We start from the raw sequence: 25,755 nt of genomic DNA on the forward strand, positions 1-25,755 counted from the left end.
GCGGTTTACGCCGCCATCCGGCAAGACGTTGTATTGTGCCTGATGGCGCGTTGCTTATCAGGCCTACAAACGGCAACCCATCTACAAAAAGGGGAATCCCGATTCCCCTTTCTATCCCCCTTTTCGTAGCTGTTTTTTGAGCGGAATCGCGTTAGCATGAGGACGGACTCATTTAATCCGGGGAACTCATGGCTATCAAACTTATTGCTATCGACATGGATGGCACACTTCTGCTGCCCGATCACACCATTTCACCTGCGGTCAAAACGGCCATTGCCGCTGCGCGCGCGCGAGGTGTGAATGTGGTGCTGACCACGGGGCGCCCGTATGCTGGCGTCCACAGCTATCTGAAAGAACTGCATATGGAACAACCCGGTGATTACTGCATTACCTACAATGGTGCACTGGTGCAGAAAGCCGGAGACGGAAGTACCGTCGCGCAAACCGCGCTGAGCTATGATGATTACCGTTTCCTGGAGCAACTCTCCAGGGAGGTCGGCTCGCATTTCCACGCACTCGATCGCAATACGCTGTATACCGCCAACCGTGATATCAGCTACTACACGGTACATGAGTCTTTCGTCGCGACCATCCCACTGGTGTTCTGTGAAGCAGAGAAAATGGACCCGGCGACCCAGTTCCTGAAAGTGATGATGATTGATGAACCAGAGATCCTCGATAAAGCTATCTCGCGTATTCCAGCAGAGGTAAAAGAGAAGTACACCGTGCTGAAAAGTGCGCCGTACTTCCTCGAAATTCTGGATAAGCGCGTCAATAAAGGGACGGGCGTAAAATCACTGGCCGATGCGCTGGGAATTAAAGCAGAAGAGATTATGGCGATTGGCGATCAGGAAAATGATATCGCGATGATCGAATACGCAGGCGTAGGTGTTGCAATGGATAATGCTATTTCGTCGGTGAAAGAAGTGGCTAACTTCGTGACGAAATCCAATCTTGAAGACGGCGTTGCCTGGGCAATTGAGAAATACGTTCTCTCCTGATACTCGTTGTGCCTGGCTTCGGCCAGGCATAGAACATTAAGAATGTTATAAAAATCATGTTTGTATTATCAGATGTGAAATCGCACATTAATCCCCCCACTTAGCACGTAACTTCTATACTCTCCCCCCTTCTTTTATATTCGGGCGATTCCTGCCTGCAACTATGTTTCCTTATGACTAACACACGCATCCGCCTGGTGTTGATGACGTCTTCCTGTTTGGCTTTTCAAGCCTGGGCTGCGACGGATTCTGGCTCAACATTGACACCGCTGTATGACTATCAGGACGATGGTCAGGCTACTTCTTTGCCAACAAAACCCGCGGCTAAACCAACCGCAAGCCACTCTGTTTTGCCGTTTTTAGGTGAGGAGGCACGTAAACGTGGCTACGACCTGCCTGAGCCGTTTGGCGTGAATATTAACTACATGAATATCAGGCAAAATATTAATGTAGACAGTATTAATTTCAACGGTCTTTCCCTGCGCGGTCACTCATTGGATAACGCGTTTAAAATCAACGTTGGCAATACCCGAGAGAGAAGTAAAACCGAAACCTTAAAACTGGATGCCTGGCTACTGCCTTTTATGAACGTCTATGGCCTGATTGGCTATACCGACGGGCACTCTGTTTCGCAGATAGGTGTAGGAGTCAAAGGACCACGTAAATACCGCACACCAGCTAATTTGCAGAATCTGGCATTTCAGCTCGACTTTAAAGGTACAACCTACGGTGTAGGAACGACTCTGGTTGGCGGAGTGGGCAACTGGTTTACGGCTTTTGATGCCAACTATACGCAAACGCAGTTCGATATCCTTGATGGCAGTATTAATGCCTTTACCGTCTCTCCGCGTGTAGGTTATCGCTTTACCACTCCCGGCGTGGAGGCCCTGCACATGCCATCCGGCAAGTTAAATCTGTGGGTGGGCAGCATGTATCAGGATGTGCAGCAAGAATTTAGCGGCAGCCTGAACGATCTCACAATGCCTTCTGCAGCACTGCAAAAAATGGTGGATATTGCGAACAAGGATGGCAATGGTCGCTTCGATGTTAAACAGCACCTGCAATCACCCTGGAATGTGCTGGTAGGCGCGCAATATGAGTTGACCCGCAACTTTAATATCACCACCGAAATTGGCTTTGCCGATCGTAATAGCTTCTTTGCTGCGGGAGAGTATCGTTTTTGACGCGCATCGGCCTGCTTCTGTTTTTCTGCCTGTTTGCCGGATACGTTCAGTCGGCGCTGCCGACCCGTAACGAGGTTGACGGCTGGCTGAAAAAACTGGGCGCCAGCGATAACTTTAACGCCAGTAAAGGTATCGACTGGGGAGTGATGCCTGGGCCGTTTTATACCCCGGAACTGGGGTTGGGGATCGGTACGGCGGTGGTGGGGATGTATCGACCCGATCCGAACGATACGGTGAGTCAAAACTCGACGCTGACGCTGAGCGGTTACTTTAGCTCAACGGGGGCTTTCGGCATCACGATGCAAAATTATGCTTTTTTCGCCGACGATCGCTGGCGTTTCTTTCTTAATGGCGCATTAACAGATACCCCAACCTACTACTGGGGACAGGGTTTTAGCGCCGGAGATAAAGATAGCCAAAAACAGCAATATACCGCTCAGGTCCTGGATTTGCGTCCAACGCTATACCGGCGGCTAGCACCTAACATCTATCTGGGACTCGGCTGGTCGCTGAATACTCAGCATGCTGCGCAAATGGACGACAACGATCCGCCGAAAATTGAAAATACGCCGCAGGGGGCATCGGTTCTCAGTTCCGGGAGCAGCGTAGAATTGAGTTGGGACGATCGTGATTTCGTCCCTAATCCGCGTAAAGGACAGTATGCCGATGTGCGCTACACCCGCTTTAATCCGGAGGTGGGGAGTGATACCCGGTTTGATGAATATCAGTTGCATTACAGTCGTTACCACTCGCTGGACGATAAAAACGTGCTGGCATGGGAGGCGGATGGCACGTTTACCCAGGGATCGGTGCCGTGGAGCATGATGCCGCTGCTCGGTAGCAATCAACGCATGCGCGGTTATTACGAAGGGCGCTATCGGGATAAGAATGTTGTCAGCGGACAACTTGAGTATCGCCGCAAGCTCGATTGGCGGCACGGCGTGGTCGGTTGGCTGGGCGCAGGTACTATGGGGCCATCATTTAGTGCGCTGGACGACGGACGTTGGCTGCCCTCGGCAGGAGTCGGTTATCGCTTTGAATTCAAGCCGCGCGTCAACGTACGCCTGGATTATGGCATCGGCAAAGGCAGCAGCGGTTTCTATTTTCAGGTTGGAGAGGCATTTTGAGCAGGTTGCTGAAAACCACGTCGTTACTGGCATTACTTCTCGCAGGCAGTGCTGGGGCGGTATTACCGGTGGCATTAGATCTGGCTCCGCAGGCAACAGCGAGGGCAACCACCGCGTGGCCTGCTATGCCGCCACAGCCACTGCCTAAAGGGTTACGTCCTTGCTGTGCATTTGGCTACAACTTGCATGCGGAATTTCTGGGCATGCCGGTACCGTTTTATCAGCTGGATAACGTGGTCCCGGCAGGCCACCTTGGATTGCATCAGTACAACGATAGCATGCTGGCCGGGCTGGAAAACCTGAGCGGTTTAAGCCGTGAGAATAACGGTATTCTCTATACCGCCCGTGGCGGTTTTATTGATACCGCCCACGTTCGTGATACCGCTGATATGACGGTCTATATCTTTAGTCAGATCCTGCCGAAACTGGGGCAGGCTTTTACGCTCGATCTGGATAGCGAACTGGCCCAGCGCCGGTTGGTGTTTAATGCCTTTACACCACCAACCGATCCAGTCGCGCGATATACGCTGGCAGCCTGGCTGGCCGCTCATCTGGCTTTTCAGGTCGCGGAGTGGCATGAAATTGCGCAATGGTACGGTTTTGAGTCTGTTCCCGGATTTTCTGAAGGTGTTTCTGCTTTTTCGCCAGAAGATCTTTACTCCAACCTGCTTGGTGCCCGCCTGGCGGTGTCACTGATTCTGGAGGGGCAAACGGTTTCTCAGGGGGTTTACGAGGTGGCGATGGGAACGGCGCTTCGGCAGGCACTTGTCCATCTTGGCGCTCAGTCGCCGGAACTCACCCGTTTCCATTTCGATATGCTGGACGGTCGCTGGTGGAACAGTCGGCGTCGGGTGCCGGAAAAATATCTGGTACTGCGGCGTAACTATCAGATGGGGGATAATCGTTTGCCGACACGCGTGCCCGGCGAGCAAGCTGTTCTGCAGCGACTGGCGCTGCCGCACCACTGGCAGGGCATTGATCTTAATGCTGTCGGAGAGCTGCAACTGTGGCCGGGTACAGCAATGGAGCGGTTACCGCCGCCCATTCGTTACTACACCTTCGAGGACTTCCCTACTTTGGCAGTGAACGCTCAGCAAGCTGATGCGCTTGCGGCCCGCTAAAGGCTTATGGGATACGCGCTGTGCGTGGTAAAAAGGAGCAGTATTTTTTGTCCGGGACACTGCCATGAAACAAATCACCTTTGCAGCGCGTAATCATCAACTTACCAATATCAACACCTGGACACCGGACAGCCAGTGGCTGGTCTATGATGTGCGTCCTTCCGGCGCGTCATTTACGGGTGAAACCATTGAGCGAGTGAATGTGCAGGATGGTGAGGTTGACGTCATTTACCGTGCTACACAAGGCGCACATGTCGGCGTGGTGACCGTTCATCCTAAGTCTGAGCAGTATGTCTTTATTCATGGACCAGAAAACCCAGATGAAACATGGCATTACGACTTTCATCATCGCCGTGGTGTGATTGCAACCCAGACCGCAGTGGCGAATCTGGATGCGATGGATATTACCGCGCCATATACCCCAGGCGCGCTGCGTGGCGGTAGTCATGTGCATGTCTTTAGTCCGAACGGTGAGTTTGTTAGCTTCACCTACAACGACCATGTGCTGCATGAGCGTTCTCCGACACTGGATTTACGTAACGTTGGCGTGGCTGTTCCCTATGGCCCGGTGACTGTGTCAGCAGATCATCCGCGTGAGTACAGCGGTAGCCACTGGTGTGTGCTGGTCAGTCAGACTACACCGGAACCCAAACCGGGCAGCGATGAGATTAACCGGGCTTATGAAGAGGGTTGGGTAGGAAATCATACGCTGGCCTTTATCGGCGATACGTTGTCTGTCAGTGGCGAAAAAGTACCGGAACTGTTTATCGTTGATTTGCCACGCCATGAAAGCGGCTGGAAGCAGCCTGGCGATGCGCCTCTGGAGGGAACGGAAGCAACAATGCCTGCGCCACCAGCCGGCATCGTTCAACGACGCCTGACGTTTACTCACGATCGCGCCTTCCCGGGGCTGGTGAATCAACCGCGCCATTGGGTACGCAGCAATCCAAAGGCATCCGAAATTGCGTTTCTGATGCGCGATGACAACGGTATCGTGCAGTTATGGCTCATTACCGTGCAAGGGGGGGAGCCGCGTCAACTAACCCGTAGCGCCACGGATATTCAGTCGGCATTCAACTGGCATCCGTCGGGGCGATGGTTGGGATTTGTGCTGGAAAACCGAATTGCCTGCTGCGATGCGCAGACGGGAGAGATTGAATTTTTAACGACCAGCCATGGCAACCCACCTTCAGCAGATGCGATTGTCTTCTCTCCTGATGGCCGACAGATTGCCTGGATGGAAGATGTCGACGGTTTCCGCCAGCTATGGGTGACAGAAACCGGACGTTAACTTAAGGCGCAGGCATTTGAGCTGGGGGGATAACGGCGTTGGTGGCTTGCGTTTTTTCCTCGCTCTTTTCTACGCGGGATCGGACCGAGTTATCTTTGCGAAAGAGATCCCACGGGAGCAGTACCGTATCCAGAACCGCAGTAAAAGGCATATCCAGAATAGCCAACGACTTTGTTCCCCAGTTCGTATCGCTATCGCCAATCATTGTGGCGCTGGCACGGGTGCCTGGATAGGTCCCTTCTTTCCCTCCGGTATGTGACATCACGCTGGAGCAGCCGCTTATAAAAACCATCCCGCTGCACATCATCAGTGTTAACACCATTTTTTTTATCATCATTATTTCATCTGCTAATCATCGTGTTTGCATGGTGAGTTAAAGCGATCCGTTGCGAAAATAACATCACCATCTTGTCGCAATGTGGCGGCAATCGCGATTTAACGATAACGACTGCTCCCCCCAGTGTATGCAATAGACAACAAACTGCAAAAAAAGTCAGAGGAGTACGCTTGAAAAGTTTGTATTAAGACCCATTTTTAGGGTGTAGACAAATGAAGGGCATGCCTGATGGGTGTCCTGGCTACCTGACCTGTCCAAGATGGAAGGTCCAACATTCTCGCTGATTTCAGGAGCTATTGATTATGCGTAACTTTGATTTATCCCCGCTATACCGTTCTGCTATTGGATTTGATCGTCTGTTTAACCTGTTGGAAAACAACCAGGGCCAAAGCAATGGTGGCTACCCTCCGTACAACGTTGAGCTGGTAGACGAAAACCATTACCGCATTGCAATTGCCGTTGCGGGCTTTGCTGAAAGCGAGCTGGAAATTACCGCTCAGGATAATTTGCTGGTGGTGAAAGGCGCGCATGCGGACGAGCAAAAAGAACGTACTTACCTGTACCAGGGTATTGCCGAACGCAACTTCGAACGCAAGTTCCAGTTAGCGGAGAACATCCACGTTCGCGGCGCAAACCTGGTAAACGGTCTGCTGTATATCGAGCTTGAGCGCGTGATTCCTGAAGCGAACAAACCGCGCCGCATCGAAATCAACTAATTTATCTGTCGGGCCGCTTGCGCGGCCCCGCTAAGCACAGGCTTGCCGTCAGGGAGCCGAAAGGTACTTACTCGCTTCTTAGAAGGAGAATATTATGCGTAACTACGATTTATCCCCACTGCTGCGTCAATGGATCGGTTTTGACAAACTGGCCAATGCATTACAAAACGCCGGTGAAAGCCAAAGCTTCCCACCCTATAACATCGAAAAGAGCGATGATAACCACTACCGCATTACCCTTGCGTTAGCCGGTTTCCGCCAGGAAGATTTGGATATTCAACTGGAAGGCACGCGTCTGACCGTAAAAGGTACGCCGCAGCAGCCGGAAAAAGAGACCAAATGGTTGCATCAGGGGCTGGTCACTCAATCATTCAGCCTGAGCTTTACGCTGGCTGAAAATATGGAAGTCTCCGGCGCAAGCTTCACCAATGGCTTGCTGCATATTGATTTGACCCGTAATGAGCCTGAAACCATTGCTCCACAACGTATCGCCATCAGCGAACGTCCCGCATTAAATAGCTAAATAGCTCCAAGCCTTTGCCCCGCCAGAAATGACGGGGCTTTTTTGTGCTTTACCACCCATACATTGCGCCTGTACTCTGCGAGAATCCATTTACTTAATGATGTTATTCACAGGGAACAGAAGAATGAGTGATATAGCATTGACGGTCAGCGTTCTGGCATTGGTGGCGGTTGTCGGGTTATGGATCGGCAACATAAAAGTACGGGGCGTTGGTTTTGGCATCGGAGGCGTGCTGTTTGGCGGTATTATCGTCGGACACTTTGTCGATCAGGCAGGGATGACCCTGAGCGGCGATATGCTGCATTTTATTCAGGAATTTGGCCTGATACTCTTCGTCTATACCATCGGCATCCAGGTCGGGCCGGGTTTCTTTGCTTCACTGCGTGTTTCGGGACTGCGTCTGAACCTGTTTGCAGTGCTGATCGTGATTATCGGGGGGCTGGTCACCGCGCTTCTGCATAAGATCTTCGCTATTCCGCTGCCCGTGGTGCTGGGGATCTTCTCCGGCGCGGTCACTAATACGCCCGCACTGGGTGCCGGGCAGCAAATTCTGCGCGATCTGGGTACGCCGGGGGATGTGGTCGATCAGATGGGGATGAGCTATGCCATGGCTTATCCTTTCGGTATTTGCGGTATTTTGCTCACGATGTGGCTGATGCGCCTCATTTTCCGCGTGAACGTGGAGTCCGAGGCTCAGCAGCATGAATCAACCCTGACCAACGGTCATACGCTGATTCAGACGATGAACATTCGTGTTGAAAACCCGAACCTCAATAATATGGCGATTCAGGATGTCCCTATTCTGAACAGCGACAAAATCATCTGTTCACGCCTGAAGCGAGATGAAACGTTAATGGTGCCGTCGCCGGGGACGATTATCCAGATGGGCGATCTGCTCCACCTGGTCGGACAGCCAGGCGATCTGCATAATGCGAAGGTGGTGATTGGGCAGGAAGTGGACACTTCACTGTCAACGCGGGGCACGGATTTGCGCGTTGAACGTGTCGTTGTGACCAACGAACAGGTGCTTGGCAAGCGGATCCGCGACCTGCACTTTAAAGAACGTTACGACGTGGTGATTTCCCGTCTGAACCGCGCGGGCGTTGAACTGGTCGCCAGCAGCGATGCCAGCCTGCAATTTGGCGATATCCTGAATCTGGTGGGGCGACCTTCGTCGATTGATGCCGTTGCCAATGTTGTGGGTAACGCACAGCAAAAACTGCAGCAGGTGCAGATGTTGCCGGTGTTTATCGGGATCGGGCTTGGGGTTTTGTTGGGTTCAATCCCGCTGTTTATCCCCGGTTTCCCGGTGGCATTAAAACTGGGGTTGGCCGGTGGACCACTGATTATGGCGCTGATTTTGGGGCGTATTGGCAGTATCGGTAAGCTGTACTGGTTTATGCCTCCCAGCGCGAACCTGGCGTTGCGTGAGCTAGGTATTGTGCTCTTTCTCGCGGTGGTTGGTCTGAAATCCGGCGGCGATTTTGTGAATACGCTGACGCAGGGCGACGGTCTGAGCTGGGTGGGCTACGGTATTTTCATTACCGCCATTCCACTGATTACTGTCGGTTTACTGGCACGTATCTTTGCCAAAATGAACTATCTGACGCTGTGCGGCATGCTGGCAGGGTCGATGACGGACCCTCCTGCGCTGGCATTCGCTAACAACCTGCACGCCACCAGTGGCGCAGCAGCGCTCTCCTACGCCACCGTTTACCCGTTGGTGATGTTCCTGCGCATTATTACTCCGCAACTGCTGGCGGTGCTCTTCTGGGGATTAGGTTAAAACTGACCTATCCAGCCAGCATATCCAGGAATGCCTGATGCGCTGCGCTTATCCGACCTACATCGTTCACTGTAGGCCGGATAAGACGCCAGTCGCCATCCGGCATTACAAAGCACATCTCTCTTTTCCATTGTCTCATCACATTACGCTCCCTTTCGTTTGCGAATCAGGTTCATACTCCTTCACTGTTCCGGTATAACGACCAGACTACAATATTGAAGGAGTCGTCATGAAGATTTCCCGCCTTGGGGAAGCGCCGGATTACCGCTTCTCACTGGCAAATGAGCGTACGTTTCTGGCGTGGATCCGCACTGCGCTGGGTTTTCTGGCGGCGGGCGTTGGTCTTGATCAACTGGCCCCGGACTTTGCTACGCCGGTCATCCGTGAGGCACTTGCTTTGTTGCTGTGTCTGTTTGCAGGGGGGCTGGCGATCTACGGTTATCTGCGCTGGTTGCGAAATGAAAAGGCGATGCGTCTGAAAGAGGACATGCCGTACACCAACAGCCTGCTGATTATCAGCGTTATGTTGACGCTTGTGGCGGTGATTGTTATGGCGCTGGTGCTGTATGCCGGATAGTCGTAAGGCTCGTCGCCAGTCCGATCCTGGTCTACAACCGGAACGGACATCGCTGGCCTGGTTTCGTACGTTGCTAGGCTATGGTGCACTGATGGCGCTGGCGATTAAGCATAACTGGCATCAGGCGGGAGCGTTATTCTGGGTTTCGATAGCTGTGCTGGCAATTGTGGCGATTATTCTCTGGCGCTACACCCGCAGCCGTAACCTGATGGATGTTACGCATAGCGATTTTTCTGAATCTCGCGCGGTGCGTGACAAATTTATGATCTCCCTCGCGGTGTTATCCCTTGCAATACTGTTTGCTGTAACACACGTTCGCCAACTTATCGTATATATCGGGAATTTTGCATGACAGTATGTGAGGACATGGATGTTAGTGAGGGTATTTTAAAGGTGGTGATTGATCACCAGAAGAGTTTACAACCTATTGAACTGTACCGTGATTTACGACAAGGAGATGTTCGTCTCATACAGTTTATCCCTCTGATTAAGCGCGATGAAGCAGGCAACCTGACGGCTGAATCTGTCACACCAGAAGGGTGGGGGCAGTTTTTAAATACGATATTTGATATCTGGGTTCGTGAAGATATTAATCGGGTATCTATTCAGCTTTTTGATAAAACGCTGCGTCGATGGTGTGGACTGGCGGTACAAATGGAACGGCAATCGACCTCACCGCAGAGCGCGCGCTGCCGGTCATGTTCCTTATCGCAATTTTACCGTGGTGATTGCCCGGTGCATGGGGATATTCACGGGGAAAACGTGCTGTGTGCGGGATATCAGGCCTTCTTTGAACACTCATCACCCCATATGCGCGTCATGCGCGATCTGATTAAACAGCATCGCTCACCGATGGAGCTGATGGCGATGCTGCGTTGAGATCAGCGGGGGTTAGCGTCCTTTTGCCAGGTATTGCGCCATTTCGGCCTCAGGAACCATACCGCCGCCGGTCGCCCATACCAGATGAGTGGCGTTTTTGAGCTGTTCTGCACTGAATCCATGCATCTGCTGGTAATCCGTGGAGGCACAAACGTGCTGCGGGCCAGCCATGCCAGCCAGTGCTGACGGCTCAAGACGAATACCTTCCTCCTGTGCCAGCCAGCCCAGCATATCGTACATGGTCTGGTCTTCCAGCGTGTACAGACCGTCGAGCAGACGTTCCATCGCCCGGCCTACAAAGCCCGATGCGCGACCGACTGCCAGCCCATCTGCCGCCGTCATGTTGTCGATACCAATCTCCTGTACGGAAATCGTGTCGTGCAGTCCGGTGTAAATCCCCAACAGCATGCACGGTGAATGAGTCGGCTCTGCGAAGAAGCAATGAACGTTGTCACCGAATGCCAGCTTCAGACCAAATGCCACCCCGCCAGGGCCACCACCCACACCGCACGGCAAGTAAACAAACAGTGGATGGTCAGCATCTACCACACGTCCCTGCTGGGCAAACTGGGCCTTCAGGCGCTGTCCGGCAACCGCATAACCTAAAAACAGCGTGCGAGAGTTTTCATCGTCGATAAAGAAACAGTTCGGATCGGACTCTGCCGCCTTACGCCCTTGTTCAACTGCCACACCGTAATCTTCTTCGTACTCCACAACGGTAACGCCGTGGCTGCGCAGCTTAGCCTTTTTCCATGCGCGCGCGTCGGCAGACATGTGTACCGTCACCTTAAAGCCGATGCGGGCGCTCATGATGCCGATAGACATCCCCAGGTTGCCGGTTGAACCTACCGCGATGCTGTACTGGCTAAAGAACTGTTTGAACTCAGGAGAAAGCAGAATGCTGTAATCATCATTTGTCGTCAGCAGACCTGCTTTCAGTGCCAGTTTTTCGGCGTGTGTCAGTACTTCATAAATACCGCCACGGGCTTTGATTGAGCCAGAAATTGGCAGATGGCTGTCTTTTTTCAGCAGCAGCTCGCCGTGGATAGGCTGCTCGTACTCTTGTTCCAGCCGTTTTTGCATCGCCGGGATGGTGGCCAGCTCAGATTCAATAATGCCGCCAGTGGCCTCGGTTTCCGGGAAGGCTTTTGCCAGGTACGGCGCGAAGCGCGTCAGACGGGCGTGGGCGTCCTGAACGTCGTGCTCAGTCAGGCCAACATACGGTAAACCTTCCGCAAGAGAGGTGGTGCCAGGGTTAAACCAGGTCGTTTCCTTGAGAGCGACCAGATCTTCCACTAAAGGATACTGGGCGATAAGTGTTTGAATGTTTTCCATAGTCAGTCTCGTTGCGCTTAGATAATAAAGGAAAGCAGGAATGTGCACGCCAGTGCAATAACGGACGCGATAAATGTCGCGGTCGTATAGTATTTGAACGTCTCATTCAGAGTGGCTCCGCAGTACTGCTTTACCAGCCAGAAGAGGGAATCTGTAACGATTGTGCAGCCAATTGCACCAGAACCGATGGCAATAGCGATGATCTCCGGGCTGACGTTCGGGTAAAGCGGTAGCATAGGGGCCACAATCGCTGTCGCACCCATCATGGCAACGGTGGCTGAACCCACTGCAGCATGCAGGATCAGTGCTACCAGCCATGCCAGCAGAATCGGGTGCATGTGCATATTCGAGAGGATCAGCGCGAGGGTATCCGCCAGCCCACTGCTTTTCAGGATAGCGTTGAATGCGCCGCCTGCGCCGATAATCAACAGAATATTGGCTATGGAGCCAAAACCATTTTCGGTATGAGTCAGTAGCGCGCCCATGCCGATATGCTGACGCAAACCGAGGATGTAATAGGCCACGAAAACGGCGATAAACATCGCGGTGATTGGGTTACCAATAAACTCCAGTAGCGTATATACCGTGCTGCCTTTTGCCATGTTCAGCTCAGCAACGGTTTTTACCAGCATCAGGCCAATCGGCAGCAGTACGGTAAACAGCGTGGCGCCCAGCGAGGGCAGCGTACCTTCATCGCGTACCTTGAGATCGGAAAACTCAGTCGGGACGGGTTTAAATGGCAGACGGTTGCCGAGAAATTTCAGGTATAGCGGCCCGCCGATTAGCGAGGCCATCAAGCCAACCAGTAAACCGTAAACGATCACTGTACCAATATCGGCACCCAGCTTGTTGGCCACGAACAGGGCGGCAGGATGTGGCGGTACCACGCAATGTACAGCCATCAGCGCAGTACACAGCGGGATCGCCAGTTTCAGCAGTGAGGTGTTGGTTTTTTTAGCAATAGAAAAAGCCAGTGGGATCAACAGCACCACGCCGACTTCGACAAACAGCGTGATGCCGCAAATCAACCCGACCAGTACCATAATGACGTCAGCCGAAAGCCAGCGACAACGCTGCAACGTCAGACCGATGCGTTCCGCCGCGCCGGATACTTCCATCATTTTGCCGAGAATGGTACCAAGACCGATAACGGCAGCGAGAAAGCCCAGCGTACCGCCTATGCCACTCTCAATGGCGTTGACCATATCCAGCGGTCCCATGCCCATCATCGTACCCACGAAGAAGCTGGCTAACAGCAGTGCCAGAAACGGGTGGAATTTGAACTTCACGATGGTCAAAACGATTAATACGATGCTTATCAGCAGCGTACTCACAACCCAGATTTGAGAGTGCATAACTCACCTTGCCCTGTGATTAATATAGGGGTATTGGACAAAAATAAGGCACAGTCTGACAAACGATAAAAATCCCCTTTCACATGAGCCAGATTAAATCAAATGAGTGATTTACATCTAATTACGCATTATTTATGCGATATGGTTCACCTTGATTCATCTTTATGCTGATTTTTACAGCGATTTTTTTTACACTCCGGCGAATAATTCAGGATGAAAGAGGTGAATATGGACCCCCTTCGTGAAGTCAGAAATCGGCTGCTCAATGGTTGGCAACTCTCAAAACTGTATACCTTTGAAGTGGCGGCCAGACATCAGTCGTTTGCGCTGGCGGCAGAAGAACTTTCCTTAAGCCCTAGCGCCGTCAGCCACCGTATTAATCAGCTTGAAGAAGAGTTGGGGATTCAGCTGTTTGTTCGCTCTCACCGCAAAGTGGAGCTCACTCACGAAGGTAAACGGGTGTTCTGGGCGTTGAAATCGTCGCTGGATACGCTGAATCAGGAAATCCTCGATATCAAAAACCAGGAGCTGTCCGGGACGCTCACTGTGTACTCACGTCCCTCCATCGCACAGTGCTGGCTGGTTCCGGCGCTCGGTGACTTTACCCGTCGCTATCCGTCGATTTCTCTGACCATGCTGACCGGGAATGACAACGTCAATTTGCAACGTGCCGGGGTTGATCTGGCCATTTATTTTGACGATGCCCCCTCTGCACAGCTCACGCACCATTTCCTGATGGATGAAGAGATCCTGCCGGTATGCAGCCCGGACTATGCCCGTCGTTATGACCTTACGGGGTCGTTAGTGAATCTGCCGCACTGCACGTTGTTGCACGATAGACAGGCATGGAGCAACGACTCCGGGACCGATGAATGGCACAGTTGGGCGCAGCATTTTGCCGTGAATTTGCCGACATCATCAGGTATCGGCTTCGATCGTTCTGATTTAGCGGTCATTGCGGCGATGAACCATATCGGCGTAGCGATGGGACGAAAGAGACTGGTACAAAAGCGCCTCGACAGCGGGGAACTGGTCGCGCCTTTCGGTGATATGGCGCTGAAATGCCATCAACACTATTACGTCACCACGTTACCCGGCAGGCAGTGGCCAAAAATCGAGGCATTTATTGGCTGGCTGCAGGAGCAGGTTAAATAAACGGGCCGCGAATATTTTTTACGCTTTCTCTCTACACCAGGTATCAAAAATCATGCTAAATACGTGATATCACACCTGATGATTTGCGTAAGGACGACCGTGTTAAAGCCGATTGTTTCCCTCTTACTGTTAGCCAGTGCCACTGTGTATGCCGCGCCCCCTGCGCTGACGGCGGCGCTGTATGCACAGCAGCTTGGGGTTGGAATGGACGTAGATTGGGCTCGCACCGATCGCGGTATCCGCGAGTTCGATCCGCTGGTGGTACGGGATTTCAAGGCGAAGGGGATCTCTCATGTGCGTATTCGTGTGGCGGGTGAGCCAACAGAAGCCAGACTCATCCATTTGCGCAAGCTGGTAGAGGCTTGCGAGCAATACGGCGTGATCCCGATTATTGCTTATCAGGCTGATGAATATAAAAAAGACCCCAATAGCGGCAATGAAAAAGAGGTGGTTAACTGGTGGGTAGCGGTGGCGCATTACTTTGGTCAAAGTTCGCCGTTGCTGGGCTTTGACCTGATTTATGAGCCTGCCGATAAGCTTAATCACAATCAGACTTCGCTCAATCGGGTGTATGACAAAACCATTCGTACAATCCATGCCATCGACCCGCAGCGGATGATTTTCATTGCGCCGCGCCTGCGCGCGGCACCGGAAGATTTGCCTAATCTGAAATTACCGCCGCAAAGCCAGAATACCGTTCTGGCTGAATGGCATATCTTCCCGTGGGGGCCGCTAAAAAATAACGGTAAGTACCCCTGGACGTCGGGGACTGCGGCAGAAAAAGCCGCCATTCGCGCCCGTATTAATACGGCTATTCACTGGCAACAGAAAACGGGGCACGTCAGTTGGGTGGGGGGGTGGTCACCGGGAGAAACCATCAAAAATACGCCTTCTGCCGCGCAAACTGCATTTGCACGGTTTATGGCATGTGAACTGCGCAAGGCAAAAATCCCCTATGCAATCAATGCTGATACGCAGTTTTATGATGGTGAAGAAGGTGCCTGGCGTCCCGCACTGGAGCCGTTGATTAACACAATGATTGCGCCTGAATGTGAAAAGCCCGGCGATAAGCCGGGCCATCATGCGCTTAAACCGCCTGTCCCTGATGTGACACGCGTGACGCCAGCGGCAGCCAGCATACAAAAATCAGCAGCCCCATAAGGGTCATCAGCAGCCCGAGGCTGGCTTGTCCGGTCTGCGGTAGCATCGCGGAGAGCCACGCCAGCACGCCAGAGCCAATGTTCTGTAAGCCACCAACCAGCGCGCCGGCAGTACCTGCCAGGAACGGGAAAGGTTCCATTGCGCCGCTGGTTGCCAGTGGGAACAACATCCCCGCACCGAAGAAGAACAACGCGGCAGGAACCAGCAGTGTCCAGACGTTCATCACATCAAACAAACCTGGGATCCACATCATCAACCCGGCAACCAGACAGCAGGTAACCGACTGCCACATTAGCGTTGAAAATCGCTTGTTAGGGCGACCGGCGAACCATGCGCCGAAAAACGCCGCCGGAATAGGCAGAATAAACAGGATACTGACCGCCATGCTGCTTAAACCCAGCACCGCGCCCATCAATACCCCAGAGCAGGCTTCGAAGACGGCAACGCCTGCCAGGCCGCCGATCAACATCAGCACGTAACAGGTAAATGCGCCGTTGCCAAACAGGGTTTTGTAGCTGGCAATCAGCCGTGGACGTGGCGCGCCAGCAGGCCGTGTTTCCGGCATCCAGCGCGCCATGCTAAACGTGACACCCGCGCACAGAATCAGCAGAAAAATATAGCAGGCGCGCCAGTTCCACAGCGTATCCAGCATACCGCCAATCAGCGGTGCCAGCAGCGGACTGACCAGGATACCCATATTTAACAAACTATTCGCGTGGCGCAGCTGAGTACCCTCATACAGGTCTCGCGGTAGGGTTCGCGCCATCACACCGCCGACGCCTGTCCCCATACCCTGAATGGCACTGGCGATAATCAATACCGTCAGACTATGGGTAGTAATGGCGACCAGCGTAGCCAGCATAAAAATAGACATCCCGGCGAGGATCACCGGGCGACGACCTACGCGGTCGGAAAGCGGGCCGTAAAACAGTTGTGACACGCCGTAGGTCAGCAGGTAGGCAGCCATTACGCTTTGCACCGCGCCTTCGCGAACGTTCAGTTCACGCGCCATATCAGCAATCGCAGGGATATAAATGGTTTGCGCCATCTGACCCACCGCCACCAGTAATACCAACATCAACAACAAATTGACGCTTCTATGCCTTTTCATTTCGCTGATTACTTTTCAAATGAAGAAAAAATAAGAATAAGGTGCTGAACTTTCCCATAAATGCGCGTGGAATCTACCACAACAGAAAAAGAAGGCCAGATAGTGGACTGGAATGTTTAAACGATGAACGGCAGGAAATGTAAACAAATAGCGGCAACAAATGTTGCCGGATTGCATCAGGTCGACAGCGCGATTATGACAAACGTAGCAATACTGCGCCGGCGGCAATACCTGCGGCCGCGATAAGGCGTACTCCGGCGACTTTCTCTTTTAGCAGCAACCAGGCGAGCAGTGCGCCAAACAGAATGGATGTTTCACGCAGTGCGGCTACCACCGCCAGCGGGGCCTGAGTCATCGCCCACAGTGCCAGCCCGTAAGAGCCCATGGTGCCAATACCACCAAGAATACCTTTCTTCCACTGGTGCGCCAGATAGCGGGAGGCTTCGCGGCGTCTGGCAATCATCGCCCAGCTCAACAAGCAGGAGCCGTTCAGGAAGAAGGTCCAGAGCGTGTAGCCCAGAGCAGTCTCTGAAAGCCGAACACCGGTGCCATCAACCAGCGTATAGCCGGCAATAAAACAGGCATTGATGAGCGCCAGAACGATCCCTCGTTGTGAACTGCTGCGTCCGTTAAATGCCATGCCGAGGATCGCAAGGCAGATTGTGGCAATCCCCACCCAGGCCAGCATTGACAGACTATCGCCGAGAAACAGGACGCTGATGATAGCGACCAACAATGGGGCGGTGCCGCGCATGATGGGATAGGTCTGGCTCATGTCCGAAACCTGATAGGTTTTGGCAACCAGGACGGTGTACACCACCTGTAATGCGGTTGAAATCGCCAAAAATGGCAGGCTGGCGGCAGAGGGTTGGGGGGCGAAGGGTAAGAGAATCAGAGCCATAATCGCAGCCGAGCCGCTCACGCTGATAGCCGAGTACAGTTTGTCATTTCCTGCTTTAACAATGGCGTTCCAGCTGGCATGAAGCAGCGCGGCGAACAGTAAAATGCAGAAAACAGAAAGAGTCATAGCGGTATTCTTCCCTGAGAATGTCATAAAAACGTAACATATTGGCGCGACACAAGCACCTGGGAGAAGGTGAAAGGGGAGCAGGTGATAACCCGCTCCCCTTAAGTGCGACTTGAATCTGAACTATTTTATATACTTCAGAACAGCATCAAGCAGTTGCAGTGCTGCAACGATGAGTTTGAGGATAAGAATAGCGATATCCACGAGGCTCATACGCTCTCCTTTTGGTACAAGGAGCACGGTGCTGGCGTACCTCGCCGCTGCCTGTTGCCAGCACCTTTGTTGACGTAACACAGTGTGCTCACTTCGGGGGTTAAGGCGCTGACGGCACCACCCGTTTCAGCCAGGACTTTGATGCGCCGGTAAAACAGCGGCCCCCTCGCGCACTGCGAACATTCACAGTATAGATAAATACTGTATGTATGAACAGTATTTTATGGACAAAATCCGCAAAGCGATCCATACTCAGAAACCTCAAAATCCGTGCCTTAAATTGCGCGTTCGTTCCCGATCGCGTATACTTCTTGCGTTGACGTAACACAGTGTGTTCTGCGGTTACCAGCCGCAAACCCTGAAAAAAACCTCGCCCCGGCGGGGTTTTTTGTTTTTACATTGCGTACAGCTAAACGTGATCTTTGACGCATTTTTGCGCAGATGAAAAATTTTCCATTGTCACGCTGAAAAACCTGTGTTTGTATAAATCCTGTTAACCAACAAACAGACAAGGTCCCTAATGAACCCTTCCATGCTGACTGCGACCCTACTAAAAACTGCGCCATCTCGCGCAGCGGTCGTCGTGCGTGTGGTGGTGGTCGTCGGCAATGCGCCGTAGGGTCCGGAACAACACACGATTCCAAAACCCCGCCGGCGCAAACCGGGCGGGGTTTTTCGTATAAGAGACCTGCCCGGAGCAAAGGCCCAGAATAAAAGGACTGGAGCATGGCAAGTTCGGGCATCACATCCAAGCGTACGCGCTTTACGGGCGCAGAATTCATCGTTCATTTCCTGGAACGTCAGGGAATTAAAGTCGTCACCGGTATTCCTGGTGGCTCAATTCTCCCCGTCTACGACGCCTTAAGCCAAAGCACGCAAATCCGTCATATCCTGGCGCGCCACGAGCAGGGTGCGGGGTTTATCGCCCAGGGGATGGCACGAACCGAGGGTAAACCTGCGGTGTGTATGGCCTGTAGCGGGCCGGGGGCAACTAACCTGGTTACTGCTATCGCCGATGCGCGCCTGGACTCTATTCCGTTGGTGTGTATCACCGGGCAGGTTCCGGCCTCTATGATCGGCACTGACGCCTTCCAGGAAGTTGACACCTACGGCATCTCTATCCCCATCACCAAACACAATTATCTGGTTCGCCATATCAATGAATTACCGCAGGTCATGAGCGATGCCTTCCGCATTGCGCAGTCAGGACGCCCAGGCCCGGTGTGGATAGACATACCTAAGGACATTCAAACAGCCGTATTTGACATTGAAGAGATGCCGGAGCCTGCAGAAAAAGCCCCTGCGCCAACCTTTAGCGCGGACAGCGTTCGCGATGCTGCCGCCATGATCAATGCGGCACAACGTCCGGTGTTGTATCTCGGCGGCGGCGTGATTAACGCACCTGAGCGCGTACGTGAGCTGGCGGAAAAAGCGATGCTGCCCACCACCATGACCTTAATGGCGCTGGGCATGTTGCCAAAAGCGCATCCGCTGTCGTTAGGTATGCTGGGCATGCACGGCGCACGCAGCACCAACTTTATTCTGCAAGAAGCTGATTTATTAATTGTTCTTGGCGCACGTTTTGATGACCGGGCGATTGGTAAAACCGAGCAGTTCTGCCCGAATGCAAAGATTATCCACGTGGATATCGATCGTGCCGAGCTGGGTAAAATCAAACAGCCGCACGTAGCCATTCAGGCGGATGTGAATGAGGTGCTGGAACAGCTGATCCCATTGATTGAGGCGCAGTCGCGCGGCGTGTGGCATCACATGGTGGCGGATTTGCAGCGTGAATTCCCGTGTACCATTCCACAGGAAAGCGATCCGCTCAGCCATTATGGGCTGATTAACGCCGTTGCGGCTTGCGTGGATGACAGCGCCATCATCACTACCGACGTGGGTCAGCATCAGATGTGGGCGGCGCAGGCCTACCCGCTGAATCGCCCACGTCAGTGGCTGACGTCTGGTGGTCTGGGGACCATGGGCTTCGGTCTGCCTGCCGCGATTGGTGCAGCGCTGGCGAACCCGGACAAGAAAGTGCTGTGCTTCTCTGGTGACGGCAGCCTGATGATGAATATTCAGGAAATGGCGACTGCCAGTGAAAATCAGCTGGATATTAAGATCATCCTGATGAATAACGAAGCGCTGGGTCTGGTGTATCAGCAGCAGAGCCTGTTCTATAAACAAGGCGTGTTTGCTGCGACCTATCCGGGGATGATTAACTTTATGCAGATTGCCGCCGGTTTTGGTCTCGAAACCTGCGATTTAAATCATGAAGCGGATCCACAGGCGGCGCTGCAGGAGATAATTAATCGTCCAGGACCTGCGCTGATCCACGTACGTATTGATGCAGAAGAAAAAGTGTACCCGATGGTACCGCCGGGTGCGGCAAACACTGAAATGGTGGGGGAATAAGCCATGCAACAGCAGACTCATGACAACGTAATCCTGGAACTCACCGTACGCAATCACCCGGGTGTAATGACCCACGTTTGTGGACTGTTTGCCCGCCGTGCGTTCAACGTGGAAGGTATCCTCTGTCTACCGATTCAGGACAGTGATAAGAGCCGTATCTGGCTATTGGTGAATGACGACCAACGTCTGGAGCAGATGATAAGCCAGATCGACAAACTGGAAGATGTGGTGAAAGTGGCGCGCAACCAGTCTGATCCCTCAATGTTTAACAAAATTACCGTCTTCTTCGAGTAATCCGCTCAAGGCAGAGGCCGCTTGAAGGATGACGTGTATATCGTTAAGGTAATCGCCTTTGCCGGATGGCGGCATTCATGCCTTGTCCGGCCTACCTTCTTGTAGGCCAGATAAGCGCAGCGCCATCAGGCGTTTTCCAGCACCAGGACATAACCCATGATTACCGTTGCCCTTATCGACGACCACCTTATCGTCCGTTCCGGGTTTGCCCAACTGTTGGGGCTGGAACCCGATTTGCAGGTTGTGGCTGAGTTTGGCTCAGGTAGCGAGGCGCTGGCAGGATTGCCAGGGCGCGGCGTGCAGGTCTGTATCTGCGACATCTCCATGCCTGACATTTCCGGCCTCGAACTGTTAAGCCAGTTGCCAAAAGGCATGGCGATTATCATGCTCTCCGTCCACGACAGCCCGGCGCTGGTGGAGCAGGCGTTGAACGCAGGGGCGCGAGGCTTCCTCTCAAAACGCTGTAGCCCCGATGAGCTGATTGCCGCGGTGCGTACCGTGGCAACTGGCGGCTGCTATTTAACGCCGGACATCGCCGTCAAACTGGCGGCCGGGCGTCAGGACCCGCTAACCAAACGCGAACGTCAGGTGGCAGAAAAACTGGCGCAAGGGATGGCAGTCAAAGAGATTGCGGCTGAACTGGGCTTGTCACCAAAAACGGTACACGTGCACCGCGCCAACCTGATGGAAAAGTTGGGCGTAAGCAACGATGTTGAGTTGGCACGGCGGATGTTTGACGGCTGGCAATGAACACGTTCTTTTCCCGGTTAGTCACCATTGTTGCCTGCTTTTTTATCTTCTCTGCCGCATGGTTTTGCCTGTGGAGCATCAGCCTGCATCTGGTTGAACGCCCTGAGCTGGCAGTGCTGCTGTTTCCATTCGGCCTGCGCCTGGGGTTGATGCTGCAATGCCCGCGCGGCTACTGGCCGGTACTGTTGGGAGCGGAATGGCTGCTTCTGTTTTGGCTGGCACAGGAAGTGGCACTGTCCCATCTGCCACTTTTGGTGATCGGTAGCTTTCTCACCTTACTTCCCGTCGCACTGACCTCACGTTTCCGCCATCAGCGTGACTGGCGCACATTGTTATTACAGGGGGCAGCACTGACCGCGGCGGCATTGCTGCAATCGCTACCATGGCTTGGGCAAGGTGAAGAGGCGTGGACCGTGCTGCTGCTAACACTCACTGGTGGACTGACGCTGGCGCCGATCTGCCTGGTGTTCTGGCACTATCTGACCAGCACCACCTGGCTGCCGCTGGGACCGGCGGTGGTTTCTCAACCTGTGAACTGGCGCGGACGACATCTGGTCTGGTATCTGCTGTTGTTCAGTGTCAGCCTGTGGTTGCAGTTGGGCCTGCCGAATGAGCTGTCACGCTTTACGCCGTTTTGCCTCGCGCTGCCGATTATTGCACTTGCCTGGCACTATGGCTGGCAGGGGGCGCTGATCGCCACGTTGATGAATGCCATCGCGCTGATTGCCAGCCAGACCTGGCACGACCATCCCGTCGACTTGCTGCTCTCCTTGCTGGCGCAGAGCCTGACCGGTCTGCTGCTCGGTGCGGGTATTCAGCGCCTGCGTGAACTCAACCAGTCGCTGCAAAACGAGCTGGCACGCAATCATCGTTTGGCGGAGCGTTTGTTGGAAACCGAAGAAAGCGTGCGGCGCGACGTGGCGCGTGAACTGCATGATGACATTGGGCAGACCATTACCGCGATTCGTACTCAGGCCGGTATCGTTCAGCGGCTGGCTCCGGAGAACGTGGGCGTGAAGCGCAGTGGGGCGCATATTGAGCAGCTTTCACTCGGGGTATACGATTCGGTACGTCGTCTGTTGGGGCGTTTACGCCCGCGCCAGTTAGATGATTTAACCCTGGAGCAGGCTATCCGTTCGTTGATGCGGGAAATGGAGCTGGAAAGTCGCGGTATCGTCAGCCACCTCGACTGGCATATTGATGAATCAGAACTCAGCGAGAGTCAGCGGGTGACGCTGTTTCGCGTCTGCCAGGAAGGACTGAACAATATTGTTAAGCATGCCAATGCCAGCGCGGTGACGTTGCAGGGCTGGCTACAGGATGAGCGGTTGATGCTGGTGATTGAGGACGATGGCAGCGGCCTGCCGCCGGGTTCGAATCAGCAAGGATTTGGCCTCACCGGGATGCGCGAGCGCATTACGGCCCTCGGCGGTAAGCTTTCGATATCCTGTACGCACGGTACGCGGGTCAGCGTCTCTTTGCCTCAGCGTTATGTGTAAGGAATGGCAATGTTTCAGTTTCTAAAAGCCCCGGCTAATGCGCCACTCATTACCAATAAAAGTGAAGTAGATGCCCGTTATCGCTACTGGCGGCGGCATATTCTGACCACCATCTGGCTTGGCTATGCGCTGTTTTATTTCACGCGCAAAAGCTTCAACGCGGCGGTGCCGGATATCCTGACCAGCGGTGTGCTGACCCGCAGCGATATTGGTCTGTTGGCAACGCTGTTTTACATCACTTACGGCCTGTCGAAGTTTGTCTCTGGTATCGTCAGCGATCGTTCCAACGCCCGCTATTTTATGGGCATTGGCTTGATTGCAACCGGCGTGGTAAACATCCTGTTTGGTTTCTCGACCTCGCTTTGGGCCTTTGCGCTACTGTGGGCACTGAATGCGTTCTTTCAGGGCTGGGGATCGCCGGTATGCGCCCGTTTGCTGACTGCCTGGTACTCGCGTACCGAGCGTGGTGGCTGGTGGGCGCTATGGAACACCGCACATAACGTCGGCGGGGCGCTGATCCCGATGGTGATGGCGGCGACGGCGCTGCATTATGGCTGGCGTGCAGGAATGATGATTGCCGGAATACTGGCGATTGTGGTGGGATTTTTCCTGTGCTGGCGATTGCGCGACAGGCCGCAGGCGATTGGCTTACCTCCGGTTGGCGACTGGCGGCACGATGAGTTAGAAATTGCCCAGCAGCAGGAGGGCGCAGGCTTAACCCGCAAAGAAATTCTCACCCGCTATGTATTGCTGAATCCCTACATCTGGCTGCTGTCGTTGTGTTATGTGCTGGTGTACGTGGTACGTGCAGCGATCAACGACTGGGGTAATCTGTACATGTCAGAAACGCTGGGGGTCGATTTGGTAACCGCCAACACCGCGGTGACCATGTTTGAGCTGGGCGGATTTGTCGGCGCGCTGGTGGCGGGTTGGGGCTCGGACAAGCTGTTTAACGGTAATCGTGGGCCAATGAACCTGATTTTTGCCGCCGGGATTTTGCTCTCCGTCGGTTCGTTGTGGCTGATGCCATTCGCCAGCTACGTGATGCAAGCGGCGTGCTTTTTCACCACCGGATTCTTCGTTTTTGGCCCGCAAATGCTGATTGGTATGGCGGCGGCGGAGTGCTCGCACAAAGAGGCGGCGGGTGCGGCAACCGGGTTTGTCGGGCTATTTGCTTATCTGGGCGCTTCACTCTCCGGCTGGCCGCTGGCGAAGGTGATGGAGGTTTGGCACTGGACAGGATTCTTTGTGGTGATCGCTATTGCGGCGGGAATTTCCGCGCTGCTGCTGCTGCCGTTTTTAAACGCCCAGGCCCCGCGCGATCTCAACGAAGCGTGATGCACCTCACCTTTTTTCCCCGAGTGGGGTAAAACTAAGAAATTTTCCCGGTTTCACCTGGACGCTGTCTCAGGCGTGATCCCGGGCTGATTTTTACAATGCCTGCTATTCGCAGGTATAAAAATTAGCTCGGAGAGTCCTATGCTGGCCTTCTTAAACCAGGTGCGCAAGCCAACCCTGGATCTGCCGCTCGATGTGCGGCGTAAAATGTGGTTCAAACCGTTCATGCAGTCCTATCTGGTGGTCTTTATTGGCTACCTGACCATGTACCTGATCCGCAAAAACTTCAACATCGCGCAGAACGACATGATCTCCACCTACGGGCTGAGCATGACGCAGTTGGGGATGATTGGCCTGGGCTTCTCCATCACCTACGGCGTGGGTAAAACGCTGGTTTCTTATTACGCGGATGGCAAAAACACCAAGCAGTTCCTGCCGTTTATGTTGATCCTCTCTGCTATCTGTATGCTCGGCTTCAGCGCCAGCATGGGCGCAGGTTCAACCAGCCTGTTCCTGATGATTACCTTCTACGCGCTGAGCGGTTTCTTCCAGAGTACTGGCGGTTCGTGTAGTTATTCCACCATCACCAAATGGACACCTCGCCGTAAACGTGGTTCTTACCTCGGTATGTGGAACATTTCCCACAACCTCGGTGGTGCCGGTGCGGCGGGTGTGGCGTTGTTTGGTGCCAACTACCTGTTCGACGGTCACGTCATTGGTATGTTTATCTTCCCATCGATTATCGCCCTGATTGTTGGCTTTATCGGCCTGCGCTATGGCAGCGACTCCCCGGAATCTTATGGTCTGGGAAAAGCTGAAGAACTGTTCGGTGAAGAGATCAGTGAAGAAGACAAAGAGACCGAAGAAAATGACATGACCAAGTGGCAGATCTTTGTTGAGTATGTGCTGAAAAACAAAGTGATCTGGCTGCTGTGCTTCTCCAACATCTTCCTGTACGTGGTCCGTATTGGTATCGACCAGTGGTCTACCGTGTACGCGTTCCAGGAACTGAAGCTCTCCAAAGAAGTGGCGATTCAGGGCTTTACTCTGTTTGAAGTGGGTGCGCTGGTCGGTACGTTGCTGTGGGGCTGGCTCTCTGACCTGGCAAACGGTCGCCGGGCGCTGGTGGCCTGTGTGGCACTGGCATTAATCATTGCGACACTGGGTGTTTACCAGCATGCCAGCAACCAGTATGTCTATCTGGCTTCGCTGTTTGCCCTCGGCTTCCTGGTGTTTGGCCCGCAGCTGTTAATCGGTGTCGCAGCCGTTGGTTTCGTACCGAAAAAAGCGATCGGCGCTGCCGATGGGATTAAAGGGACATTTGCCTATCTGATCGGTGACAGCTTCGCCAAGCTGGGTCTGGGGATGATTGCTGATGGTACACCGGTTTTCGGTCTGACTGGCTGGGCAGGTACCTTCGCCGCGCTGGATACCGCCGCTATCGGTTGTATCTGCCTGATGGCTATCGTGGCCGTGTTTGAAGAACGTAAAATTCGCCGCGAGAAAAAGATCCAGCAATTGAAAGTCGCTTAAGTGTGTAGTGGTAACTTTTACCCGCCT

General features: G+C 53.5%; 26 protein-coding genes and 1 other annotated feature. Of the genes, 20 read left to right on the forward strand and 6 right to left on the reverse strand.

Features of this window, described 5'->3' with window-relative positions:
- Positions 1 to 188 precede the first annotated feature (188 nt).
- The 5 genes from yidA to NNO08_RS10055 all read left to right on the forward strand — a co-directional run bounded on the left by yidA (position 189) and on the right by NNO08_RS10055 (position 5,724).
- Positions 189 to 1,001 carry a sugar-phosphatase gene (gene yidA / locus NNO08_RS10035; protein ID WP_271441436.1) on the forward strand — a complete coding sequence of 271 codons (813 nt, stop codon included), beginning with the start codon at positions 189 to 191 and terminating at the stop codon, positions 999 to 1,001.
- A gap of 173 nt (positions 1,002 to 1,174) precedes the next feature.
- Positions 1,175 to 2,185: a hypothetical protein gene (locus tag NNO08_RS10040; RefSeq protein WP_271449748.1), complete on the forward strand. Its 1,011-nt coding sequence runs from the start codon at positions 1,175 to 1,177 to the stop codon at positions 2,183 to 2,185.
- The gene (locus NNO08_RS10045) at positions 2,182 to 3,312 is read left to right on the forward strand and encodes a BamA/TamA family outer membrane protein (protein WP_442870779.1); all 1,131 of its coding nucleotides are present in this window, start codon (positions 2,182 to 2,184) and stop codon (positions 3,310 to 3,312) included. Before NNO08_RS10040 ends, NNO08_RS10045 begins: the two co-directional genes overlap by 4 nt.
- Positions 3,309 to 4,433 carry a DUF4056 domain-containing protein gene (locus NNO08_RS10050; protein ID WP_271456646.1) on the forward strand — a complete coding sequence of 375 codons (1,125 nt, stop codon included), beginning with the start codon at positions 3,309 to 3,311 and terminating at the stop codon, positions 4,431 to 4,433. The genes NNO08_RS10045 and NNO08_RS10050 overlap by 4 nt, the downstream gene beginning before the upstream one ends.
- A 64-nt stretch (positions 4,434 to 4,497) precedes the next feature.
- A complete protein-coding gene (locus tag NNO08_RS10055; RefSeq protein WP_271456647.1) occupies positions 4,498 to 5,724 on the forward strand; it encodes a DUF3748 domain-containing protein in 1,227 nt (408 codons plus the stop codon).
- Between the two features lies 1 nt (position 5,725).
- Here the strand turns inward: NNO08_RS10055 and NNO08_RS10060 are convergent, their stop codons facing one another.
- A complete protein-coding gene (locus tag NNO08_RS10060) occupies positions 5,726 to 6,058 on the reverse strand; it encodes a YceK/YidQ family lipoprotein (protein WP_170974358.1) in 333 nt (110 codons plus the stop codon).
- A 239-nt stretch (positions 6,059 to 6,297) separates the two neighbouring features.
- Positions 6,298 to 6,370, forward strand: a sequence feature (ROSE (Repression Of Heat Shock gene Expression) occurs in the 5'-region of heat shock genes and acts as an RNA thermometer to modulate expression.).
- Between NNO08_RS10060 and ibpA the strand changes: the two genes are divergently transcribed.
- From ibpA to NNO08_RS10090, 6 genes are all read left to right on the forward strand, one after another.
- Positions 6,364 to 6,777 (forward strand): small heat shock chaperone IbpA, encoded by a 414-nt coding sequence (gene ibpA / locus NNO08_RS10065; protein WP_040231504.1) that lies wholly within the window; start codon positions 6,364 to 6,366, stop codon positions 6,775 to 6,777. (Overlaps the previous feature by 7 nt.)
- A gap of 94 nt (positions 6,778 to 6,871) precedes the next feature.
- Entirely contained in the window at positions 6,872 to 7,300 is a 429-nt protein-coding gene (ibpB, locus tag NNO08_RS10070) for a small heat shock chaperone IbpB (RefSeq protein ID WP_005121488.1), read from the forward strand.
- Between the two features lie 124 nt (positions 7,301 to 7,424).
- The gene (locus tag NNO08_RS10075) at positions 7,425 to 9,086 is read left to right on the forward strand and encodes a putative transporter (protein WP_137382182.1); all 1,662 of its coding nucleotides are present in this window, start codon (positions 7,425 to 7,427) and stop codon (positions 9,084 to 9,086) included.
- 229 nt (positions 9,087 to 9,315) lie between these two features.
- Entirely contained in the window at positions 9,316 to 9,663 is a 348-nt protein-coding gene (locus NNO08_RS10080) for a YidH family protein (protein WP_005121491.1), read from the forward strand.
- Positions 9,653 to 10,015: a DUF202 domain-containing protein gene (locus tag NNO08_RS10085; RefSeq protein WP_137382181.1), complete on the forward strand. Its 363-nt coding sequence runs from the start codon at positions 9,653 to 9,655 to the stop codon at positions 10,013 to 10,015. The genes NNO08_RS10080 and NNO08_RS10085 overlap by 11 nt, the downstream gene beginning before the upstream one ends.
- Positions 10,012 to 10,542 (forward strand): radical SAM protein, encoded by a 531-nt coding sequence (locus NNO08_RS10090; RefSeq protein WP_271456648.1) that lies wholly within the window; start codon positions 10,012 to 10,014, stop codon positions 10,540 to 10,542. Before NNO08_RS10085 ends, NNO08_RS10090 begins: the two co-directional genes overlap by 4 nt.
- Before the next feature lie 12 nt (positions 10,543 to 10,554).
- On the opposite strand, the gene dsdA is transcribed toward NNO08_RS10090, so the two are convergent.
- The gene (gene dsdA, locus NNO08_RS10095) at positions 10,555 to 11,877 is read right to left on the reverse strand and encodes a D-serine ammonia-lyase (RefSeq protein WP_271456649.1); all 1,323 of its coding nucleotides are present in this window, start codon (positions 11,875 to 11,877) and stop codon (positions 10,555 to 10,557) included.
- Positions 11,878 to 11,894: 17 nt separating this feature from the next.
- Positions 11,895 to 13,232: a D-serine transporter DsdX gene (dsdX, locus tag NNO08_RS10100; protein WP_271456650.1), complete on the reverse strand. Its 1,338-nt coding sequence runs from the start codon at positions 13,230 to 13,232 to the stop codon at positions 11,895 to 11,897.
- Between the two features lie 228 nt (positions 13,233 to 13,460).
- Here dsdX and dsdC point away from each other — a divergent pair, with 228 nt between their 5' ends.
- Positions 13,461 to 14,387, forward strand: a complete 927-nt coding sequence (gene dsdC / locus NNO08_RS10105; protein WP_271456668.1) for a DNA-binding transcriptional regulator DsdC — start codon at positions 13,461 to 13,463, stop codon at positions 14,385 to 14,387.
- A gap of 78 nt (positions 14,388 to 14,465) precedes the next feature.
- On the forward strand, positions 14,466 to 15,548 hold the full coding sequence (locus tag NNO08_RS10110) for a cellulase family glycosylhydrolase (RefSeq protein ID WP_271456651.1): 1,083 nt from the start codon (positions 14,466 to 14,468) through the stop codon (positions 15,546 to 15,548).
- Here the strand turns inward: NNO08_RS10110 and emrD are convergent.
- The 3 genes from emrD to tisB form a co-directional block, all read right to left on the reverse strand.
- Positions 15,475 to 16,659 carry a multidrug efflux MFS transporter EmrD gene (emrD, locus tag NNO08_RS10115; RefSeq protein ID WP_271441427.1) on the reverse strand — a complete coding sequence of 395 codons (1,185 nt, stop codon included), beginning with the start codon at positions 16,657 to 16,659 and terminating at the stop codon, positions 15,475 to 15,477. The genes NNO08_RS10110 and emrD overlap by 74 nt on opposite strands.
- A gap of 193 nt (positions 16,660 to 16,852) precedes the next feature.
- The gene (locus tag NNO08_RS10120) at positions 16,853 to 17,686 is read right to left on the reverse strand and encodes a DMT family transporter (protein WP_271441426.1); all 834 of its coding nucleotides are present in this window, start codon (positions 17,684 to 17,686) and stop codon (positions 16,853 to 16,855) included.
- 123 nt (positions 17,687 to 17,809) lie between these two features.
- The gene (gene tisB / locus NNO08_RS10125; RefSeq protein WP_003840643.1) at positions 17,810 to 17,899 is read right to left on the reverse strand and encodes a type I toxin-antitoxin system toxin TisB; all 90 of its coding nucleotides are present in this window, start codon (positions 17,897 to 17,899) and stop codon (positions 17,810 to 17,812) included.
- A gap of 520 nt (positions 17,900 to 18,419) precedes the next feature.
- On the opposite strand from tisB, the gene ivbL reads away from it, so the two are divergent.
- The 7 genes from ivbL to uhpT all read left to right on the forward strand — a co-directional run bounded on the left by ivbL (position 18,420) and on the right by uhpT (position 25,728).
- Positions 18,420 to 18,518, forward strand: a complete 99-nt coding sequence (gene ivbL / locus NNO08_RS10130; protein WP_003827118.1) for an ilvB operon leader peptide IvbL — start codon at positions 18,420 to 18,422, stop codon at positions 18,516 to 18,518.
- A gap of 107 nt (positions 18,519 to 18,625) precedes the next feature.
- On the forward strand, positions 18,626 to 20,314 hold the full coding sequence (ilvB, locus tag NNO08_RS10135; protein ID WP_271456652.1) for an acetolactate synthase large subunit: 1,689 nt from the start codon (positions 18,626 to 18,628) through the stop codon (positions 20,312 to 20,314).
- A 3-nt stretch (positions 20,315 to 20,317) separates the two neighbouring features.
- Positions 20,318 to 20,608 (forward strand): acetolactate synthase small subunit, encoded by a 291-nt coding sequence (gene ilvN, locus NNO08_RS10140; protein ID WP_003023914.1) that lies wholly within the window; start codon positions 20,318 to 20,320, stop codon positions 20,606 to 20,608.
- Positions 20,609 to 20,764: 156 nt separating this feature from the next.
- Positions 20,765 to 21,358: a transcriptional regulator UhpA gene (gene uhpA / locus NNO08_RS10145; RefSeq protein ID WP_005121502.1), complete on the forward strand. Its 594-nt coding sequence runs from the start codon at positions 20,765 to 20,767 to the stop codon at positions 21,356 to 21,358.
- Entirely contained in the window at positions 21,355 to 22,857 is a 1,503-nt protein-coding gene (gene uhpB / locus NNO08_RS10150; protein WP_271456653.1) for a signal transduction histidine-protein kinase/phosphatase UhpB, read from the forward strand. Before uhpA ends, uhpB begins: the two co-directional genes overlap by 4 nt.
- 9 nt (positions 22,858 to 22,866) lie before the next feature.
- Complete coding sequence (locus tag NNO08_RS10155; protein ID WP_271449758.1) at positions 22,867 to 24,195, forward strand: MFS transporter; 1,329 nt, start codon at positions 22,867 to 22,869, stop codon at positions 24,193 to 24,195.
- A gap of 141 nt (positions 24,196 to 24,336) precedes the next feature.
- On the forward strand, positions 24,337 to 25,728 hold the full coding sequence (uhpT, locus tag NNO08_RS10160; protein WP_271441422.1) for a hexose-6-phosphate:phosphate antiporter: 1,392 nt from the start codon (positions 24,337 to 24,339) through the stop codon (positions 25,726 to 25,728).
- Positions 25,729 to 25,755 lie beyond the last annotated feature (27 nt).

The organism is Citrobacter sp. Igbk 17 (assembly GCF_028069775.1).
Lineage (GTDB): Bacteria > Pseudomonadota > Gammaproteobacteria > Enterobacterales > Enterobacteriaceae > Citrobacter.

Bases quoted from the DNA above. Each gene is read 5' to 3' on its own strand.
- tisB (WP_003840643.1), bottom strand. From the start codon at position 17,899: ATGAGCCTCGTGGATATCGCTATTCTTATCCTCAAACTCATCGTTGCA.
- NNO08_RS10110 (WP_271456651.1), top strand. From the start codon at position 14,466: ATGATTTGCGTAAGGACGACCGTGTTAAAGCCGATTGTTTCCCTCTTA.
- uhpT (WP_271441422.1), top strand. From the start codon at position 24,337: ATGCTGGCCTTCTTAAACCAGGTGCGCAAGCCAACCCTGGATCTGCCG.
- ibpA (WP_040231504.1), top strand. From the start codon at position 6,364: ATGCGTAACTTTGATTTATCCCCGCTATACCGTTCTGCTATTGGATTT.
- ilvN (WP_003023914.1), top strand. From the start codon at position 20,318: ATGCAACAGCAGACTCATGACAACGTAATCCTGGAACTCACCGTACGC.
- NNO08_RS10080 (WP_005121491.1), top strand. From the start codon at position 9,316: ATGAAGATTTCCCGCCTTGGGGAAGCGCCGGATTACCGCTTCTCACTG.
- NNO08_RS10040 (WP_271449748.1), top strand. From the start codon at position 1,175: ATGACTAACACACGCATCCGCCTGGTGTTGATGACGTCTTCCTGTTTG.
- uhpA (WP_005121502.1), top strand. From the start codon at position 20,765: ATGATTACCGTTGCCCTTATCGACGACCACCTTATCGTCCGTTCCGGG.
- ibpB (WP_005121488.1), top strand. From the start codon at position 6,872: ATGCGTAACTACGATTTATCCCCACTGCTGCGTCAATGGATCGGTTTT.
- NNO08_RS10155 (WP_271449758.1), top strand. From the start codon at position 22,867: ATGTTTCAGTTTCTAAAAGCCCCGGCTAATGCGCCACTCATTACCAAT.
- dsdC (WP_271456668.1), top strand. From the start codon at position 13,461: ATGGACCCCCTTCGTGAAGTCAGAAATCGGCTGCTCAATGGTTGGCAA.
- NNO08_RS10055 (WP_271456647.1), top strand. From the start codon at position 4,498: ATGAAACAAATCACCTTTGCAGCGCGTAATCATCAACTTACCAATATC.
- uhpB (WP_271456653.1), top strand. From the start codon at position 21,355: ATGAACACGTTCTTTTCCCGGTTAGTCACCATTGTTGCCTGCTTTTTT.
- ilvB (WP_271456652.1), top strand. From the start codon at position 18,626: ATGGCAAGTTCGGGCATCACATCCAAGCGTACGCGCTTTACGGGCGCA.
- NNO08_RS10090 (WP_271456648.1), top strand. From the start codon at position 10,012: ATGACAGTATGTGAGGACATGGATGTTAGTGAGGGTATTTTAAAGGTG.
- emrD (WP_271441427.1), bottom strand. From the start codon at position 16,659: ATGAAAAGGCATAGAAGCGTCAATTTGTTGTTGATGTTGGTATTACTG.
- dsdA (WP_271456649.1), bottom strand. From the start codon at position 11,877: ATGGAAAACATTCAAACACTTATCGCCCAGTATCCTTTAGTGGAAGAT.
- NNO08_RS10120 (WP_271441426.1), bottom strand. From the start codon at position 17,686: ATGACTCTTTCTGTTTTCTGCATTTTACTGTTCGCCGCGCTGCTTCAT.
- NNO08_RS10075 (WP_137382182.1), top strand. From the start codon at position 7,425: ATGAGTGATATAGCATTGACGGTCAGCGTTCTGGCATTGGTGGCGGTT.
- ivbL (WP_003827118.1), top strand. From the start codon at position 18,420: ATGAACCCTTCCATGCTGACTGCGACCCTACTAAAAACTGCGCCATCT.
- dsdX (WP_271456650.1), bottom strand. From the start codon at position 13,232: ATGCACTCTCAAATCTGGGTTGTGAGTACGCTGCTGATAAGCATCGTA.
- NNO08_RS10060 (WP_170974358.1), bottom strand. From the start codon at position 6,058: ATGATAAAAAAAATGGTGTTAACACTGATGATGTGCAGCGGGATGGTT.
- yidA (WP_271441436.1), top strand. From the start codon at position 189: ATGGCTATCAAACTTATTGCTATCGACATGGATGGCACACTTCTGCTG.
- NNO08_RS10085 (WP_137382181.1), top strand. From the start codon at position 9,653: ATGCCGGATAGTCGTAAGGCTCGTCGCCAGTCCGATCCTGGTCTACAA.